The sequence below is a fragment of the Pseudomonas sp. MDT1-16 genome, assembly GCF_054898115.1.
This window is the reverse complement of record NZ_CM142717.1, coordinates 365,001-381,984: the sequence shown is the minus strand read 5'-3', so window position 1 is coordinate 381,984 and position 16,984 is coordinate 365,001. Positions and strand designations below refer to the sequence as shown.

General features: G+C 57.9%; 11 protein-coding genes, 3 rRNA genes and 1 pseudogene (1 of these 15 running past the window's edge). 9 read left to right on the top strand and 6 right to left on the bottom strand.

Annotation, left to right across the window (positions count from 1 at the left end; translation table 11 throughout):
- Window positions 1-47 precede the first annotated feature (47 nt).
- The gene (locus ACYZT3_RS01740; RefSeq protein WP_282383144.1) at window positions 48-386 is read left to right on the top strand and encodes a tryptophan synthase subunit beta; all 339 of its coding nucleotides are present in this window, start codon (window positions 48-50) and stop codon (window positions 384-386) included.
- Between the two features lie 162 nt (window positions 387-548).
- Here the strand turns inward: ACYZT3_RS01740 and lapD are convergent, their stop codons facing one another.
- Both lapD and lapG read right to left on the bottom strand, forming a co-directional pair.
- Window positions 549-2,495, bottom strand: coding sequence for a cyclic di-GMP receptor LapD (gene lapD / locus ACYZT3_RS01735; protein ID WP_282383142.1), 1,947 nt, complete (start codon window positions 2,493-2,495; stop codon window positions 549-551).
- A 14-nt stretch (window positions 2,496-2,509) separates the two neighbouring features.
- On the bottom strand, window positions 2,510-3,202 hold the full coding sequence (lapG, locus tag ACYZT3_RS01730; RefSeq protein WP_282383141.1) for a cysteine protease LapG: 693 nt from the start codon (window positions 3,200-3,202) through the stop codon (window positions 2,510-2,512).
- 233 nt (window positions 3,203-3,435) lie between these two features.
- Here lapG and ACYZT3_RS01725 point away from each other — a divergent pair, with 233 nt between their 5' ends.
- The 5 genes from ACYZT3_RS01725 to ACYZT3_RS01705 all read left to right on the top strand — a co-directional run bounded on the left by ACYZT3_RS01725 (window position 3,436) and on the right by ACYZT3_RS01705 (window position 10,457).
- Window positions 3,436-4,146 (top strand): GntR family transcriptional regulator, encoded by a 711-nt coding sequence (locus ACYZT3_RS01725; protein WP_282383138.1) that lies wholly within the window; start codon window positions 3,436-3,438, stop codon window positions 4,144-4,146.
- A 679-nt stretch (window positions 4,147-4,825) separates the two neighbouring features.
- Window positions 4,826-5,602 (top strand): DUF3050 domain-containing protein, encoded by a 777-nt coding sequence (locus ACYZT3_RS01720; protein ID WP_282383135.1) that lies wholly within the window; start codon window positions 4,826-4,828, stop codon window positions 5,600-5,602.
- Window positions 5,599-6,528, top strand: coding sequence for a diiron oxygenase (locus ACYZT3_RS01715; RefSeq protein ID WP_282383133.1), 930 nt, complete (start codon window positions 5,599-5,601; stop codon window positions 6,526-6,528). Before ACYZT3_RS01720 ends, ACYZT3_RS01715 begins: the two co-directional genes overlap by 4 nt.
- Window positions 6,529-6,541: 13 nt before the next feature.
- The gene (locus ACYZT3_RS01710; protein ID WP_462031369.1) at window positions 6,542-9,958 is read left to right on the top strand and encodes an amino acid adenylation domain-containing protein; all 3,417 of its coding nucleotides are present in this window, start codon (window positions 6,542-6,544) and stop codon (window positions 9,956-9,958) included.
- 31 nt (window positions 9,959-9,989) lie between these two features.
- Window positions 9,990-10,457 carry an SRPBCC family protein gene (locus tag ACYZT3_RS01705; RefSeq protein ID WP_282383128.1) on the top strand — a complete coding sequence of 156 codons (468 nt, stop codon included), beginning with the start codon at window positions 9,990-9,992 and terminating at the stop codon, window positions 10,455-10,457.
- 58 nt (window positions 10,458-10,515) lie between these two features.
- Here the strand turns inward: ACYZT3_RS01705 and ACYZT3_RS01700 are convergent, their stop codons facing one another.
- On the bottom strand, window positions 10,516-12,396 hold the full coding sequence (locus tag ACYZT3_RS01700) for a methyl-accepting chemotaxis protein (RefSeq protein WP_462031368.1): 1,881 nt from the start codon (window positions 12,394-12,396) through the stop codon (window positions 10,516-10,518).
- 218 nt (window positions 12,397-12,614) lie between these two features.
- Between ACYZT3_RS01700 and ACYZT3_RS01695 the strand changes: the two genes are divergently transcribed.
- The 3 genes and pseudogenes from ACYZT3_RS01695 (at window position 12,615) to ACYZT3_RS01685 (ending at window position 14,379) form a co-directional block, all read left to right on the top strand.
- Complete coding sequence (locus tag ACYZT3_RS01695) at window positions 12,615-13,667, top strand: FecR domain-containing protein (protein ID WP_282383124.1); 1,053 nt, start codon at window positions 12,615-12,617, stop codon at window positions 13,665-13,667.
- An 11-nt stretch (window positions 13,668-13,678) separates the two neighbouring features.
- A pseudogene (locus tag ACYZT3_RS01690) lies at window positions 13,679-14,164 on the top strand (STN domain-containing protein); the annotation flags it as partial.
- 80 nt (window positions 14,165-14,244) lie between these two features.
- A complete protein-coding gene (locus ACYZT3_RS01685; protein ID WP_282383122.1) occupies window positions 14,245-14,379 on the top strand; it encodes a hypothetical protein in 135 nt (44 codons plus the stop codon).
- A gap of 313 nt (window positions 14,380-14,692) precedes the next feature.
- Here the strand turns inward: ACYZT3_RS01685 and rrf (ACYZT3_RS01680) are convergent.
- From rrf (ACYZT3_RS01680) to ACYZT3_RS01670, 3 genes are all read right to left on the bottom strand, one after another.
- Window positions 14,693-14,808: ribosomal RNA gene (rrf, locus tag ACYZT3_RS01680) — 5S ribosomal RNA — on the bottom strand.
- Window positions 14,809-14,915: 107 nt separating this feature from the next.
- Window positions 14,916-15,031: ribosomal RNA gene (gene rrf / locus ACYZT3_RS01675) — 5S ribosomal RNA — on the bottom strand.
- Between the two features lie 173 nt (window positions 15,032-15,204).
- Window positions 15,205-16,984 (bottom strand): 23S ribosomal RNA (locus ACYZT3_RS01670) (it continues 1,112 nt past the right edge of the window).

Sequence of the window (16,984 nt, the reverse complement as noted above, 5' to 3'; positions counted from 1 at the left end):
CTATGCTGCTGACAGCATGACGCTGGTCCATTTCCGAGGGATGCTCAATGTTCTACGTGCAACGCGATGCGCAAGGTCAGTTAGTGCGCGTGGAAGCTGCGGCCTACGCCGAGGCCACGGAAACGCTGCCGGCCGACCACCATGAAATCCAGGACTGGTACGCCAACGAGGTAGTGGAAACCAGCCTCAAACAGCTCAAGCAGAGCGACCTGGAAATGATCCGGGTACTCGACGACTTGATTCAAGTGTTAACCAGTAAAGGCGTGATCCGCGTCACCGACCTGCCGGCCGCCGCCCAGGCCAAGCTGATGGACCGGTCACATGCCCGTGAAGCGTTGGGTGGGTTGAGCCATTTGATCGACGATGACGAGACGGGGTTGATCTAGGCAATCAGACTTTCTGACGCTGATCGTTCCCACGCGCCGCAAAGGAATGCCTCAAGGGACGCTCCGCGTTCCGGCCTCACCGCTGATGTTGCGCCTGACACTGTTGTGACGCAGAGCGTTACGGGCTGCATTCCCACGCAAAGCGTGGGAATGATCAGTGGGTTAGCGCCAAGGCTTCGGCTCACCAAACAACTGCCCCTGAACCCCATACAACCCCATCTCACGAATCACCATCAACTCCCCTTCTGTCTCGACCCGCTCGGCAATCAACGGCAGATCAATGCTATGCGCCGCCCGCTGAATCGCCTCAATAAACAATCGCTTGTCACCTTCCTGATCAATCGCCCGAATGTAACTGCCATCAATCTTCAAATACGCCAACCCAAGCCGCGCCAAGTTGCCGATCATGCTGAAACGCCCGCCAAAGCGTTGCAGGCTCAGGGAGAACCCGAGTTCGTGCAGACGTCGCGTCAGTTCTTCCAGCATGGCTTGATCCGGCAGCTGCTCCTCGCCGATTTCCAGGGTCAATCGCTCCCCCAGATTCGAATGCTGACGCAGGATTTCAAAGGCTTTACTCAACGCCTGCGGGTCGGCCAACGTCGCTGAAGACAGGTTCAGTGCCAGCGACTCTTCATGGTTGGCCATCTGCTCAAGCACCAGCTCCAACATCAGCCGGTCCAACCGCGCGGTCCAGCCAAAGCGCTCGAGCCACGGCAGGAAGCGCCCGGCGGGGATGGTCTTGCCCTCGTCGTCGATCAGACGCGACAGCACCTTGTAATGCAGCACCAACTGCGTGTCCTGGGCGGCCACGACCGGTTGGAAATACAGTTCGAAACGCTTCTGATCCAACGCCTGATCCAGCAAGTTGTGCCAGGCATGATGGTCATCACCGACGCTGGCCGAGGCGCTGTGATCGAGGCACGCCCAGCTCGGTTCACCCTGGCTTTCCGCCTGAGCCAACGCCTGATCGCCCAGCCCAAGCACGGCTTGCGGCAAGTCACCATAAACAAACGGCGCCAGCCCGATCGAGGCCACCGAGGCGACATCGGTGGCGCCCGTCGCGTGCAGACTCGCCAGCGCACTGTCGAGGTTCTGCGCCAGTTGCAGCGCTTCTTCGCGCACCAGCCCCGGCGCCAGCACGGCGAACTCACCGCCGCGAATCCGCGTCACGAGGTTCAGGGTTTCCGGGTACTTGGCACACTCGCGGGACAGCTGCTCACCTACCGCAATCAACAGCTGGTCGGTGCGTTGACCGCCCAACCGCTGGTTCAACCCGGCCAGGTCCTTGACCCGCAACAACAGCAGATAACCGGAACTCGCCTGCTCCGGATTGCTCACCCGGGCGTTCAACTGCATTTCGAAATAGCGACGGTTGGCCAGGCCGGTCAGGTTGTCTTGATAGGATTCGACCCGCAGTTTTTCACTACGCACGGCCTGCTCCTGAAACAACGCCTTGAGCTTCTCGACCATCTGATTCATGGCCTGCACCACGCGGCGCAGTTCGGGTGTGCGCGGCAGTTCCGGCAGGCTGAGGAACTCGCGGCGAGCAATGGCGTGGGATTGCTTGACCATGTAATCCAGCGGCTTCAGTTGCCGGCGCAACAACAGCGCGCCCAGCACCGCACTCACCGCACCGCAGATCAGCAACCAGCCAAGACTGCCCAGCGCGCTCTGCCAGAGTTTGGCCAACGCGAACATCGGATGGCTGACCACCTCGACCCGCGCCGCCTGCTCCCAGCCACGACTGACAATCGCGTCGCCACCGGCCGGTTCCAGGCCGATCAGTTTGACGAACCAGTCCGGCACATTGTTCATCGCAGGGATACCGCTGCGCTCGACGATGGTCTGATCGGTCTTGAGATCGACCACACGGATGCTCGCGTAATAACCGCTGTCGAAGATTGAACTGACCAGCAACTCGACCATTGCCGGGTCGTCGATGTTCGGCGTCAGGGACAGTGCCAATGCGGTCGCGGCGTCCTGGGCGTGGGAGCGCAACTGGTTGACGTACTGGGTGCGCGAGCTTTCCAGGCTGACCATGAAGCTGCCGGTGAAGGCAATCACCAGGAACAGACAGATAGCGATCAACAGCTGTTTGAACAAAGACATCTGAGCGCGTGCTCCTAGTTAGTCGTCTCGACCGGGAAACCTTCGGCCTGCATTTTTTTCAGCACATCCTGCCAACGAGACAGGCGCTTGGTATCACCGACTTTCTTGTTGCCCTTGGCGCCCGGCAACCACAACCCTTCCGCATTAAAAGAGTAGACCGGCAGCAAATCGGTTCGTTGGCTGGCCGGTTTGATCGCGTCGATCAAGCTGTCGAGTACCAGCGGCATGGCCTCGGCGCTTGAGTAGTAGGTCAACACCATGTGCGCCCGATTCAGGCGCAAAGCCTTGACGTACGTAATGCGCAGCTTGTCACTGGAAACGCCGAGATGGCGCAGGCTGAAATACTTGGCGATCGCGTAATCTTCGCAATCGCCGGCGCCCTTCCACAGGGCCTCGATGGGCGTTTCCCAATAATCGACCTCGTGCCACAGGTCGATGTCTTCCTCATAGCGCATCTGCTTGTTGAAGAATTGGTTGACCACTTTAAGCTGTTCGAGCTCGTTGACCTGCTTTTGCGTAGCCAATAAGTACTGCCAGGCATCAATGCGTTGCTGCCCTTCGCCCAATGGCCCGTACAATGCCTGCGCGCGACGGCTGATCAGCGAAAAATCCCAATCGGCATGCAGCCCGCCCAGCATAACGCCGGCCAGCAGCAACGCGCAGCACAGCCAGCGCAAAGTCCGAGGGATCGCGAAACATACCGCCAATGCGAGGCATCCAGGTCAGGCAGGTGGGAAAGCGTTTGATGGTGCAGGTTAGCCCGGTAAAAGACAATGGCACGGTGAGATCACCGGTGGCGCGCTAGACTTTGTATGGCAGGTGTCATTAAAAACACCGTGGCCACGTCAGGCTGTGACCTTGTGTGCGTTTGACAACCTGTCAGGCAGTCACTAGTGTCTTCTTGGATCCAAATTTTTTCAGTCAAACAGGGTGCGTAGTTGTGACACAGAAGCCCAATCCTCTTAACAGCATCAAGGTCAACGGGCCGATTCCGGCTCATCTGGCACGCTCGGTGATCGAAGAAACCCTGCGTTCGGCCATTCTCGACGGTCGCATTCCCTGCGGCACAGCACTGCGTCAGCAAGATTTGGCCGATCTTTTCGGTGTCAGCCGCATGCCGGTGCGCGAAGCGTTGCGCCAGCTCGAAGCCCAGGCGCTGCTTAACGTAATCGCCCATAAAGGTGCTGTGGTTGCACCGCTGGTTCAGGGCGATGCCGTGGAAACCTATGCACTGCGGATCCTGCTGGAATCCGAAGCGCTGCGCCTGTCGATTCCGTTGCTTGAGAAGGAAGACTTCGAACAGGCTGCCCGTCATATCGACGACCTGGAAACGGAACACAATTACACCGAGATCGGCCGGTTCAACCGGCTCTTCCACATGTCGCTGTACAGCAAGGCGCCGAACGGGCGGCTGTTGAGGCTGGTGGAAGACGGATTGAACGAAGAGGAGCGCTTCCTGCGCTTCAACCTGGAAGCCATGGGCCTGGGCAAACTGTCCCAGGAAGATCACCGGGCGCTTTTGCAGGCCGTAGAAGACCGAGACGTCGAACGCTCGGTGAAGCTGCTCGAGCATCACCTCAACCGGGGCGTCGAGGTCATCACACGCTACCTCAACAGCCCTGAAGCACTGAACAAAAAAACCTCCCGGTAAAAAACGACGGCAAGCCTGAGCGAGCAGATCGAACTGCTCGTTTTCGCTTGTCGCGACTGCGCTGCGCCCCTCTCCAAAGCCCTGCCCTCGATTGCCCCCTCTGAAGATCAATATTTACCCCGCGTAGATGACGCGTCGGTGATAGCGGCTGCTGTGAATTACGCTCACTCTTGGCCGGTCAACGAATAATGAACGGGCGACGCATCGCGCGAGCGGAGCAGGCCCCGCACCAAGAACCTACGGAAGGAGTCTTGCCACGGGAAAGGAAGAACCGGCGTTGATCCCAGTCAACTTCCGCCCCCTCAATTTACTTCAACGATTCAGTTAGAAAGTTGCTTCGAGTGAGGCATTCACTCTTCATTTGAATTCTGACTTATATAAGCCGGAAGGAGTAACCACACCCAAATAAAACTCAAACTAAAAGTCTTATTGGAACTTGTCGCGCGCAAGAAAGTTAAACTTTCAAATAGTGAAAAAATAACTTGCCCGACACTTTATTACTGTATTAGTTTTTCTCCGCCGCCCTGAACACTGGGGCCAGGCCGTCACTTAACGACTTATTGCAACTCACTATATCAACTCTCTTGAGGCCTCCGCTCGCCAACAGAAACTCACAACCAACTATCGCTTATTTATCAAACGCTCCCACGGTATTTCCAGCTCACTTATAGGCCCGCCCATGAAACCGACTAAAGACCGTCTCAACCAGAAGAAAGCAGAACTTAGCGCTCATCCAATCTTTTCCGAAATCAACTCACTTGCGGTTTTGCAACGCTTCATGGAAACCCATGTGTTTGCAGTATGGGATTTCATGTCACTGACCAAACGCCTGCAGCAGGAACTGACCTGCGTTCAGCTGCCCTGGCTGCCACCGCGAGATCCGCAGGCAGCGCGCTTGATCAACGAGATCGTGCTGGGCGAAGAGTCCGATGATCGTCCGACTCAAGGTCACTACAGCCATTTCGAGTTGTACCTGGATGCGATGCGCGAAGTCGGTGCGAGCACAGTCGCGGTCGAGCGCTTCGTGACACTGCAAAAGGAAGGGGTGAGCTATGACGTGGCGCTGCAAAGTGTGGACGTTGACCCGGCCGCCGCACAGTTCGTGCGTCATACCTTGCACATCGCGCTGCATGCGCCTGGTCATAGCGTTGCGGCGGTATTCCTGCATGGCCGGGAAAGTGTGATTCCGCAGATGTTCCAACGAATTCTCGATGATTGGGGCATTGGTCTGGATCAAGCGCCGACCTTTCGTTACTACCTTGAGCGCCACATCGAAGTCGACTCCGAAGACCATGGCCCGGCGGCGGAAAAACTTCTCGCCCGGCTGGTCGATGGCGATCCGCAACGCGAAGAAGACGTCTATGCCAGCGCCATCGCCGCTGTGGAAAGCCGCATCGCCTTGTGGGACGGCCTGCGTCTGAGCATGAGCGAACCTGTTGCTGAGGTGATCGCATGAATGCCGCCGACTACCAATCCTTCGCCGATGCCTGGGAAAGCCGCGCGACCATCCGTACCCGCCCCCGGCGCGTACTGGAGAACGACGACAAGCTGATCTACCCGTTGAGCCGCCAACCGTTAGTGCTGAGCGAAACCTTCCTGCGCGAATGCCCGGAGCAGCGCGACTTTGCACTGGTGCAGACGCTCTACAAATTCATCAACGACGTGGTGATTTTCGAAACCGAAATCGTCGACAAGACTGCCCGCAGCATCGCCAAGAATCGCTTCGCCGTGGCCTTCCCGTTCGCCTGCCGCTACGACGCCATGACCGTGGTGGTGGACGAGGACTACCACGCGCTGGTGGCGATGGATTTCATGCAACAGACCGTCGCCATGACCGGCATCACGCCCATCGACCTGCCGGATGAAATCGAACTGAGCCGAGCCATTCCAGCGGCCGTGGCGCTTGCCCCGGAACACCTGCGCAGCGCCGTGGAATTAATCTGCGTGGCCATCGCCGAGAACACCGTGACCGGCGATGTCGCGGCGTTCGCCAAGGACGACACGGTCAAGCAGTCGATCAAGGGCCTGATGGCCGACCACTTGCTCGACGAAGGTCGCCACTCCGGGTTCTGGGCGCGGCTGGTGCGCATCTACTGGCACACCGCGAGCGAAGACGACCGTCGATGCATCGCGCACATCCTGCCGATATTCATTGGCCATTACCTGACCAACGACATTCAGAAGTCGTTCGACTTCCGGCTGATCGAGTCCTTGAAGATCAGCGATGCCGCGCGCCACGCACTCAAGAGCGAAGTGTCGGGACTGGCCTTCCCGATCAATCGCCATCACCCATTGGTCGCCAACATCGTGCGGTTTTTCCGCAGCAGTTCGCTGCTCGATTCGCCGTGCGTGCAAGACGCCCTCAGCGATTACCTGGTTTAACGAGGAGCACATCATGAGACGTCTCGACATTCTGCTCATTGGACACAGCCAAGCCCTGACCGACCTGGCGCTGGAACTTGAACAACACGGTCATTCTCTGGTGCGCCTGACTACCGTCGACAAGCAGCCGTTGGGTAACGCTGATTTGCTGATCGACGACGCCAGCCTGCCTGTTCAAGACGTCGGCGATGCGCCGCGACTGACGCTGCAACTGGGTATCGGTGAGCCTGGGGTTTCTGGCCTGCCGCCGCTGGACTTGCTGTGCACCTACGGTTCGACGCTGTTCACTCGCGTGCCGATCACCGACGAACCTTCGGGCAACGGCCAGGCATTGCGCCTGAGGGCAGTGGAGGAACTGGTCAATCACGTGGCGCTGCTGGTCAGCCGTTACTCTCGCGATACCGACTATTTTCGGCAGACCGACTCTGCGGTTCCCGCTCACTTTGAGCACGTGGAAAACCTGCTTTATTTGGAGAGCCTCGCGTTTTTCCATCGGCTCAATATCACGGCTGCACCCGCGCTGCTGGAACTCAGCCAGATCCCGATGATTGAGCGCCTTGAGCAGCGCTTCATCCAGTGTGCCGAACGACCCGCGCTGAACATTGCCGGCACGTCCCTCAGCTATCAGCATTTGCACGCCCACAGCCGTGCGATCCAGCAGCGATTGCTGCCGTTGCTCGCTCGGCATCAGGGGCCATTGGTGGTCGGGATCTGCCTGCCAAAATGCAGCGCGTTGTATGCGGGAATTCTGGCGATTCTCGGCAGCGGCGCGGTGTATTTGCCGCTGGAGCCAAGCCATCCCCTGCAACGCCAGCAGTACATTCTGGAAAACGCCGGGGCCGTGTTGTTGCTGCATGACGGTGAACATCCGCTCGCTGCGCAAATACCGGGACTCGACATCAGTAGCATCGACATCGATGACCTGGATCTCGATCAACCTTTGATGCGCCAACGACCCGATCTAGATGCGCCGTGCATGGCGCTCTACACCTCGGGCACCACCGGCCATCCCAAAGGCGTGTTGCTCAGCCAGACCAACCTCGCCCATTTCACCGCGTGGTACGCCGACTACGTGCAGCTGACCAAGCAGAGTCGGGTGCTGCAGTTTTCGTCGTTGAGTTTCGACTCATCGCTGATCGATATCTTCCCGACCCTGCTCCAGGGCGCCGAGCTGATCGTGCCCGACGACGATCAGCGCCGCGATCCGTTGCAACTGGTCGAGCTGATCCGCCATCAGCATCTGAGTCACGCCTTTTTGCCGCCGGCGTTGTTGAGCATTCTGCCGCTGGATCAATTGCAATGCCTCGATCACGTGATGACCGGCGGCGATGTCTGCGAACCCTACGTCATCGAGCAGCTCACCCGTCAGGGCAACCTCTACAACCTCTATGGCCCGACCGAAGCGACGGTGTTGATCACCGCGCGGCAACTGCGCACCGGCGACAGCAACCGCACTCTCGGCGCGCCAATCGCCAACAGTCAGGTACTGATTCTCGATGAGGATTTTCAACCGGTCGCCGAGCAAACCGTCGGTGAGTTGTACATCGTCGGCCCGGGTGTGTGCCTGGGTTACCTGAACAATCCGCAGCAGACCGCCGAACGTTATCTGAACCTGAGCCTGCCGAATGACCGGAGCCTGCGCGCCTACCGCACCGGCGACATGGCGAAGTGGACTCGCGACGGCATTGAGCTGTGCGGACGGCGCGACAACCAGGTGAAGATTCGCGGCTTTCGCGTCGAGCCGGAAGAGATCGAACGCTGCCTGCGCGACAGTCAGCTGTACCGCCAGGTGGCGGTGGTCATCGACAGCCATCGACGGATTCTGGCCTTCCTCGCCCAGCCTCAGGAGGATCAACCCGGCACCGCTCGCGAAGCGCTGAAAGCTCACTCGATGCAGTTTCTGCCGGATTACATGCAGCCCACAGCGTGGACCGAACTGCCGAGCATGCCGTTTGCCAGCAACGGCAAGGTCGACCGCAAGGCGCTGCTGGCGATGCCCGTGAATGTCTCCGAAAACACGCTGCGGCGCTTGCCCGCCAGTGCCGATGAGGCGCTGTTGTTGGAGATCTGGGCCGAGCTGCTGGAGCTGCCGGCCAGCGATATTTCCACCGACGAAAGCTTCTTCAACCTGGGCGGCCACTCGATCCTGCTCTCGCGCATGCTTTTGCGTTTGCGGGAAGCGTTCGGTCGCAGCATCTCGATCAACCGCTTCATCGAATTGCCGACCATAGCCAAGCTGGCGACCTTGGTGCGTGGCTCCGGCACCGAAGAAGTGCTGAGCGAAAAGGCCTTGGCCGATGCCTTCCGCGAACTGGATATCCAGCCGTTGCCAGTCAACCGCATGGGCGATGTGCACAAGGTGATCGTTACCGGCGCCAACAGCTTTGTCGGCGTGCACATTGTCGAAGCATTACTCGCCTGGGGCGCCAGCGAAGTCGCCTGCCTGGTGCGCGATGGCGGTGGGCAATCGGCGGCCGAGCGTTTTGCCCATGCGCTGCGAGAAAACCGCCTGGAGCATCTGGACCTGAGTCGGGTGCGGGTTTATGCGGCGGACATTACGCGTCCGTCATTGGGGCTCGAAGCGGATGTTTACGAGCGACTGGATCGGCAGTTCGGTGCGTTGGTGCACAACGCCGCCAACGTCAATCACGTACTCGATTACGAGTCGCTGGCGCGGGACAACGTCGAGCCGATCTTCGAGTGCCTTCGGTTGTGCGAAGGACGCAGCAAAAAGATCTTCAACTTCGTCTCGACGCTCTCGGCCTCCAGCACGATTGCCGCCGATGGCCGGGTGCTGGAATTGCCTGCCGCGCAGACGCCACCGATCTACATCAAGAACGGCTACAACCTGTCCAAATGGGTGGGTGAGCGGATCCTCGAACGGGCTCGCGAGCGTGGCGTACGGGTCAATCTTTATCGCCCCGGCAACATCAGTTTCAACAGCCTCACGGGTGTCTGCCAGCCTCACAAGAATCGCTTGATGCTGATGCTCAAAGGCTCGATCCAGCTCGGCCAGGTGCCGGAGTTCGCGCTGAATTTCGACCTGATGCCGGTGGACTTTCTCGCCCGGTTCATCGCCTTCCATGCCAGCCGTTATTCACCCGAAAAAGCGGTGTTCAACCTGCACAACCCCGAGCCTCTGAGCTGGGACAGCTACGTCGCGTCATTTCGTGAGGCCGGTCGGGAGTTTTCCATGGTCAGCATCGCTGACTGGCAGCAGCAACTGGGTCGGGTCGACAGCGACAACGCTTTGTTCGGCGTGCTTGGTTTCTACCTCAATGGCTTCGAGGAAGACATCGGCGACATCTCAATGATCGGCCACGCCAACGCCCAGGCGGGCGTGCGGCAGATGGGCGCGCATTACCCGGAAAAATCCCCGGCGCTGCTGCGGCGCGGCTGCGACTACCTCAAAGAAATCAACTTCATCTGATTCAACCCAACCCCAAGAATGGAGCAAGACCATGAGCACTCTACAACCCGATACCCTGATCAAAAATCCTCAAGGCTGCCACGTGGTGTCCTCGGTGGAAGTGCCGGCCGATGCCGAGAAAGTCTGGGCAGTGGTCGGTAACTTTGCCGGCTTCGATCAATTCATTCCGGCGCTGTCGCACATCGAAATGACCGGCGAAGGCGTGTCGTCCCTGCGCAAGAAATTCTTCAAGGACGGCAACTTGGTGGTCGAGCAACTTAACTCGCGGGATGACCAGGCATTGAACATGACGTGGACCACGATTTACAACACGTTGGGCGTGGCCAATTTGTGGGCGGCGATGAGTGTCCAACCGCTGGATGCGGGTAAGTCGCGGGCGACTTGGACCATCATCGCCGAACCCGCACAGGGCGGTGCCGAGGCGTTGCCGGGGTTCAAGGATTTCGTCCAGGGTTTTGCCGATGATGCGATGAACAATGTGCTGAAGCGGTTTGCGTAAGGCATAAGAAAGCCCGCTGCGGATCACTCCACAGCGGGCTCTTTTTTACATCGTTTGATCAGATCTTGAAGCTATCAACCAACTGCTTCAACCGGTTTGCCTGCAGGGACAACGCATCGCAATCCTTCAACGTTTCATTGAGGTTGGCCACGCTCTGCTGGTTCAGCAGGTTGATCTGGTTAACGTCGACGTTGAGGGTTTCCACGACCGCCGTCTGCTCTTCGGTCGCGGCGGCCACCGACTGGTTCATGCCGTCGATTTCGCCGATGCGCTGGGTCACGCTGACCAATCGCAAGCCTGCCTGGTTCGCCACTTCAACGCTCTGTTCGCTGGAGACCTGACTGGCGTTCATGGTCGTCACCGCTTCGCGAGAACCGATCTGCAGCGAGGTGATCATCTTGTGGATCTCTTCCGCCGATTCCTGGGTACGGTGAGCGAGGTTACGCACCTCGTCCGCCACCACCGCAAAACCACGACCGGCTTCACCGGCACGGGCCGCTTCGATGGCCGCGTTGAGCGCAAGCAAGTTGGTCTGCTGGGAGATGCCTTTGATCACATCCAGAATGTGCCCGATGTTGTCGGTGCTGGCATTCAGGGTTTCGATTTGCGTGCAGGACAGGCTGATTTTCTGCGACAACTCGGTCATCGCCAGAATGGTTTTCTCCACCACCTGACGACCATCATCGGCCTGCTCGCTCGCGCCGCTGGCGTGCTGGGAAGCATCGGCGGCGTTGCGGGCGATTTCCTGGGTGGCGGCGCCCAACTGGTTGATCGCCGCGGCCACGCTGTTGGTGCGGGCGCTTTGTTCGTCGGAGCCGACGATCGAAGCGTTGGACGAAGCCATCACCCGTTGCGACAGGTCGTGAACCTGGCGGGTGGCCGACGACACTTCGGAAATCGACGCGTGAATTCGCTCCACGAACTGGTTGAACGAACCGCCCAGCTCACCGAACTCGTCTTTGCTTTCCACGGCCAAGCGACGGGTCAAGTCGCCTTCGCCTTGAGCGATGTCCTGCATCGCACGACCCATGGTGGTCAGCGGACGCATCAGCACGTTGATCAGCAGGCTCAGCAGCACGGCAATGGCCGTCACGGCGATGAACATCGCGATCAGCGCAGAAGTACGGAACTGGCTGAGTGGTGCGTAGGCCTTGTCCTTGTCGATCGACAGACCGATGTACCACTCGGCATTGGGCAAACCACTGACCGGCGTGAACGAAAGGATACGGTCCTGCTTGTTCAGGGTGACTTCCTGATTGCCCTTCTCGATGCGCACGCCGGCGTTCGGGTAGATGTCCTTCAGGTTTTTCATCACCTGGTCTTTGTCCGGGCTGACGATCACCTGACCGTCGGCGCTGACCAGGAATGCGTGGCCGATGCCACCGAAATCCACCGAGTTGATGATCTTCACCAGTGTTTCCAGGCTCAGGTCACCACCGACCACACCGAGCAACTCGCCGTTCTTTTTCACCGGCAGGGCGATGGTCACCACAAGGCCACCGACGGCGGCCATGTAAGGCGGAGTCAGCATAGTCTTGTCGGCAGCCACGGCCTGTTTGTACCAGGGACGCTGACGCGGGTCGTAACCGTCAGGCATCTTCGCGTCCGGGCGCTGAGTAAACACGCCGTTGGCCTGACCCACGTAGGTGAACTGGAAGTTCGAGGTCAGGGCCGGTTGATTGACCAGCCCTGGGAGGTCGGCATTGGTGCCTTGATGAGCGACGTTCTGCGCGAGGTTTTCCAGCACCAGCACGCGGCCGCTCAACCAGTTCTGCACGCTGCTGGCGGTCAGATCGCCGGCCTGCTGGACGCTCGATTCAAGGTTTTGACGGATGGTGTTTCGCTGCAGATAGTCGTTGTACAAAGTGAACAACGCAAAAGCCAGCACCACGACGCCGGAGGCGGCCAGAAGGATTTTATGGCTGAATTTGAGATTCATTTCATGGGACTTCTTATGCAAAAAGTGGGGATGCGTTCCGGGTTGCAACATTCCATGTAACAGCGCAGGCAGGGCTCTGGGGCCGCTCTACTTTGGTGCACGCATGTCTCATCAGGCTGTCGGCACAAACCGGAGAAAACTTAGGCGTTTGTACGAAATGGTCGACATTCCTGTCAGATACCCGCCGAACGGCGTGCCAGAGCGTCTGATCAGCCTTTTTGGATAACTCGTCGCTGAGTCGGCACGGTGAACCGCACCAGCAGGTGGTCAAACAAGCCATCCATTGGCTGCTGCGTCTGCGTAACAACTCGACCAATTCCAGGCTACGTCAGCAATGCGATGTCTGGCGGGCCGAACATCATGAGCACGAACTTGCCTGGCAACGAGTGCAGTCGCTGCAAGCCGAGTTGAGCAGTAACCTGCGGGCTGTGCCCGGTGCTCAAGTGGCCTTCAATACGTTGGAAAACAGCGCCCAGGGACTGGGACGACGCCAAGCCTTGAAGCTGCTGTCGGGTGCATTGCTGATAGGGTCGGCGGCGTGGCTGAGCAAAGATGCGGGCTGGCAACAGTGGACCGCCGATTTCGCCACCGCCACCGGCGAACGGCGCGGTTTCCAATTGCCCGACGGCACACGACTGGAACTCAACACCGCCAGTGCAGTGGATCTGGATTACAACGCGCAGCAGCGGCTGATCAAACTGACTCGCGGCGAGATCATCGTGACGTGCGGCGGGATCGACGAAGGATCTTCGTTTGATCGACCGCTTCGGGTGCAAAGTCGCCACGGTGTTTATGAAGACGTTGGGGCACGTTTTATCCTGCGTCAGGAGAGCGATTGCACGCGACTTAGTGTTACCGCTGGCAGGGTCGTCATCCATTCGCCGCTTGCCGCCGATGGCATGCCGACTCAGGTGCAGGCAGGGCAGAGCTATCTGGTCGATCGCCACCAGGCGAGGTTAGCGACACCTCTGAACAGGGATGTTGGTGCCTGGGTTGACGGGTTGATCGTTACCCGCAACATGCGGTTGGGGGATTTTCTTAATGAAGTCGGACGCTATCGCCACGGATATCTGACGTGCTCAACGGACATTGTGGACTTGCGGCTGTCCGGTGTTTTCCGCTTGGAGAACACCGACACGTTGCTGGCCATCCTGCCGCAAACCCTGCCGGTGCAACTGCGTTATCGCACTCGCTGGTGGGTGACACTGGAGCGACAGGCCTGGATTATTTTTGGCGGGTTGCGCGGGCAAGTCCGGCTTAGTCACCAGTAAGCACCCTCTTCATTTCGCTGCCGATTCAGACGTCCTGCGCTGCGCTGCTTTCTACTGCACTGAGTTCTCGGCGTGTTGGCGACACTGGGCGTAGCGGCAGAGGGCAGCGAGGTCAGCGAGGTCAGCAGCCACCGCTACGACATTGCCGCGGGTCCATTGAGCGATGTACTCAACCAGTTTGCGCGTCAGGCGGGCATTACCTTGTCTATGACGCCTTAGCAAACCGGGGCCTTCAGTCACCGGGCGTACAGGGCGAGTATTCGGCAGATCAGGCACTGCGTCGTTTGCTCAGCGGTTCGGGTTTGGAGGCCGTGAGCCAGGATGGCAACAGCTATGTACTGCGCCCGGTCGCCGAAACCGAAGCGCTGGCATTGCCCACTACCGACATCAAAGGCTTTGCTCTCGGTAACGCACTGGGCAGCATGGATGGCTCCAACGCGATGCATGGCCAGATCTCCACCAAGACCAGTACTGTGCTGCTGGAAACCAGGAAAACCTGGCTACCAAACTACCGCAGGGAAACTTCTACCGCGCCGTTGGTGCTGTCCGCTCCCAAGGCCTGGAACTGGAAGCACACATGCGGCTGACCGACAACCTTAAAGTACTCGGCAGCTACACCTTCATCGACATCGAGTACTCGAAGCCGATGATCAGCACCTTGAACTATCGCTCGCCGAGGGAGTTCAGGCGCTTGGCGGCAGCATCAATTTAACAGGGAGTTGGTGTCCGGTTTGGTAGGGGCAAGTCCAGCTTGAATGCGAACAACCTGACGAATGAGTCCTACGTGGCCCCCTGTGCCAACCTGAACTTCTGCTACCTGGGCGAGGAACGCAATGTCGCCGCCACGGTAAGCTACCAGTTCTAAGTACTCCTCAAAAAATGAAGCCAGCACCCGATTCCAGGGACTGGCTTTGTCATCTCGTCGGGAACATTCCATTGGTTTGGATATGGTGTCACTGAGCGTTTAGGGGCCCATAACGACAAAACCCCTGTCTGTGTTAGCAGACAGGGGTTTCGGAATTCAATCTTGACGATGACCTACTCTCACATGGGGAAACCCCACACTACCATCGGCGATGCATCGTTTCACTGCTGAGTTCGGGATGGGATCAGGTGGTTCCAATGCTCTATGGTCGTCAAGAAATTCTGTGACCAGCCCGTTACCGCGGTAACGTGCCAGCAAAATTGGTGACTTCTACTAAAACAAAACCCCTACCTGCATACGCAGATAGGGGTTTCGGAATTTAATCTTGACGATGACCTACTCTCACATGGGGAAACCCCACACTACCATCGGCGATGCATCGTTTCACTGCTGAGTTCGGGATGGGATCAGGTGGTTCCAATGCTCTATGGTCGTCAAGAAATTCGGGAGCCAGGTCGTGGGCCTTTTCAGGTTCACGCTCCAGCGAATGGGTAAGTGATAGTTTGGTGTTTTGTGAGTATCTCGAACTTTCGGTTCATTTCGTCTTCACACACCGCAATCTGGTGCTCTTTCGCTTTTCAGCTCAAAGCCTGCAAATTGCTTGGGTGTTATATGGTCAAGCCTCACGGGCAATTAGTATTGGTTAGCTCAACGCCTCACAGCGCTTACACACCCAACCTATCAACGTCGTAGTCTTCGACGGCCCTTCAGGGGACTCAAGGTCCCAGTGAGATCTCATCTTGAGGCTAGTTTCCCGCTTAGATGCTTTCAGCGGTTATCTATTCCGAACATAGCTACCCGGCAATGCCACTGGCGTGACAACCGGAACACCAGAGGTTCGTCCACTCCGGTCCTCTCGTACTAGGAGCAGCCCCTCTCAAATCTCAAACGTCCACGGCAGATAGGGACCGAACTGTCTCACGACGTTCTAAACCCAGCTCGCGTACCACTTTAAATGGCGAACAGCCATACCCTTGGGACCGGCTTCAGCCCCAGGATGTGATGAGCCGACATCGAGGTGCCAAACACCGCCGTCGATATGAACTCTTGGGCGGTATCAGCCTGTTATCCCCGGAGTACCTTTTATCCGTTGAGCGATGGCCCTTCCATACAGAACCACCGGATCACTAAGACCTACTTTCGTACCTGCTCGACGTGTCTGTCTCGCAGTCAAGCGCGCTTTTGCCTTTATACTCTACGACCGATTTCCGACCGGTCTGAGCGCACCTTCGTACTCCTCCGTTACTCTTTAGGAGGAGACCGCCCCAGTCAAACTACCCACCATACACTGTCCTCGATCCGGATAACGGACCTGAGTTAGAACCTCAAAGTTGCCAGGGTGGTATTTCAAGGTTGGCTCCACGCGAACTGGCGTCCACGCTTCAAAGCCTCCCACCTATCCTACACAAGCAAATTCAAAGTCCAGTGCAAAGCTATAGTAAAGGTTCACGGGGTCTTTCCGTCTAGCCGCGGATACACTGCATCTTCACAGCGATTTCAATTTCACTGAGTCTCGGGTGGAGACAGCGCCGCCATCGTTACGCCATTCGTGCAGGTCGGAACTTACCCGACAAGGAATTTCGCTACCTTAGGACCGTTATAGTTACGGCCGCCGTTTACCGGGGCTTCGATCAAGAGCTTCGCGTTAGCTAACCCCATCAATTAACCTTCCGGCACCGGGCAGGCGTCACACCCTATACGTCCACTTTCGTGTTTGCAGAGTGCTGTGTTTTTAATAAACAGTCGCAGCGGCCTGGTATCTTCGACCGGCATGGGCTTACGCAGTAAATGCTTCACCCTCACCGGCGCACCTTCTCCCGAAGTTACGGTGCCATTTTGCCTAGTTCCTTCACCCGAGTTCTCTCAAGCGCCTTGGTATTCTCTACCCAACCACCTGTGTCGGTTTGGGGTACGGTTCCTGGTTACCTGAAGCTTAGAAGCTTTTCTTGGAAGCATGGCATCAACCACTTCGTCACCCAAAGGGTAACTCGTCATCAGCTCTCGGCCTTAGAATCCCGGATTTACCTAAGATTCCAGCCTACCACCTTAAACTTGGACAACCAACGCCAAGCTGGCCTAGCCTTCTCCGTCCCTCCATCGCAATAACCAGAAGTACAGGAATATTAACCTGTTTTCCATCGACTACGCTTTTCAGCCTCGCCTTAGGGACCGACTAACCCTGCGTCGATTAACGTTGCGCAGGAAACCTTGGTCTTTCGGCGTGGGTGTTTTTCACACCCATTGTCGTTACTCATGTCAGCATTCGCACTTCTGATACCTCCAGCAAGCTTCTCAACTCACCTTCACAGGCTTACAGAACGCTCCTCTACCGCATCACCTAAGTGATACCCGTAGCTTCGGTGTATGGTTTGAGCCCCGTTACATCTTCCGC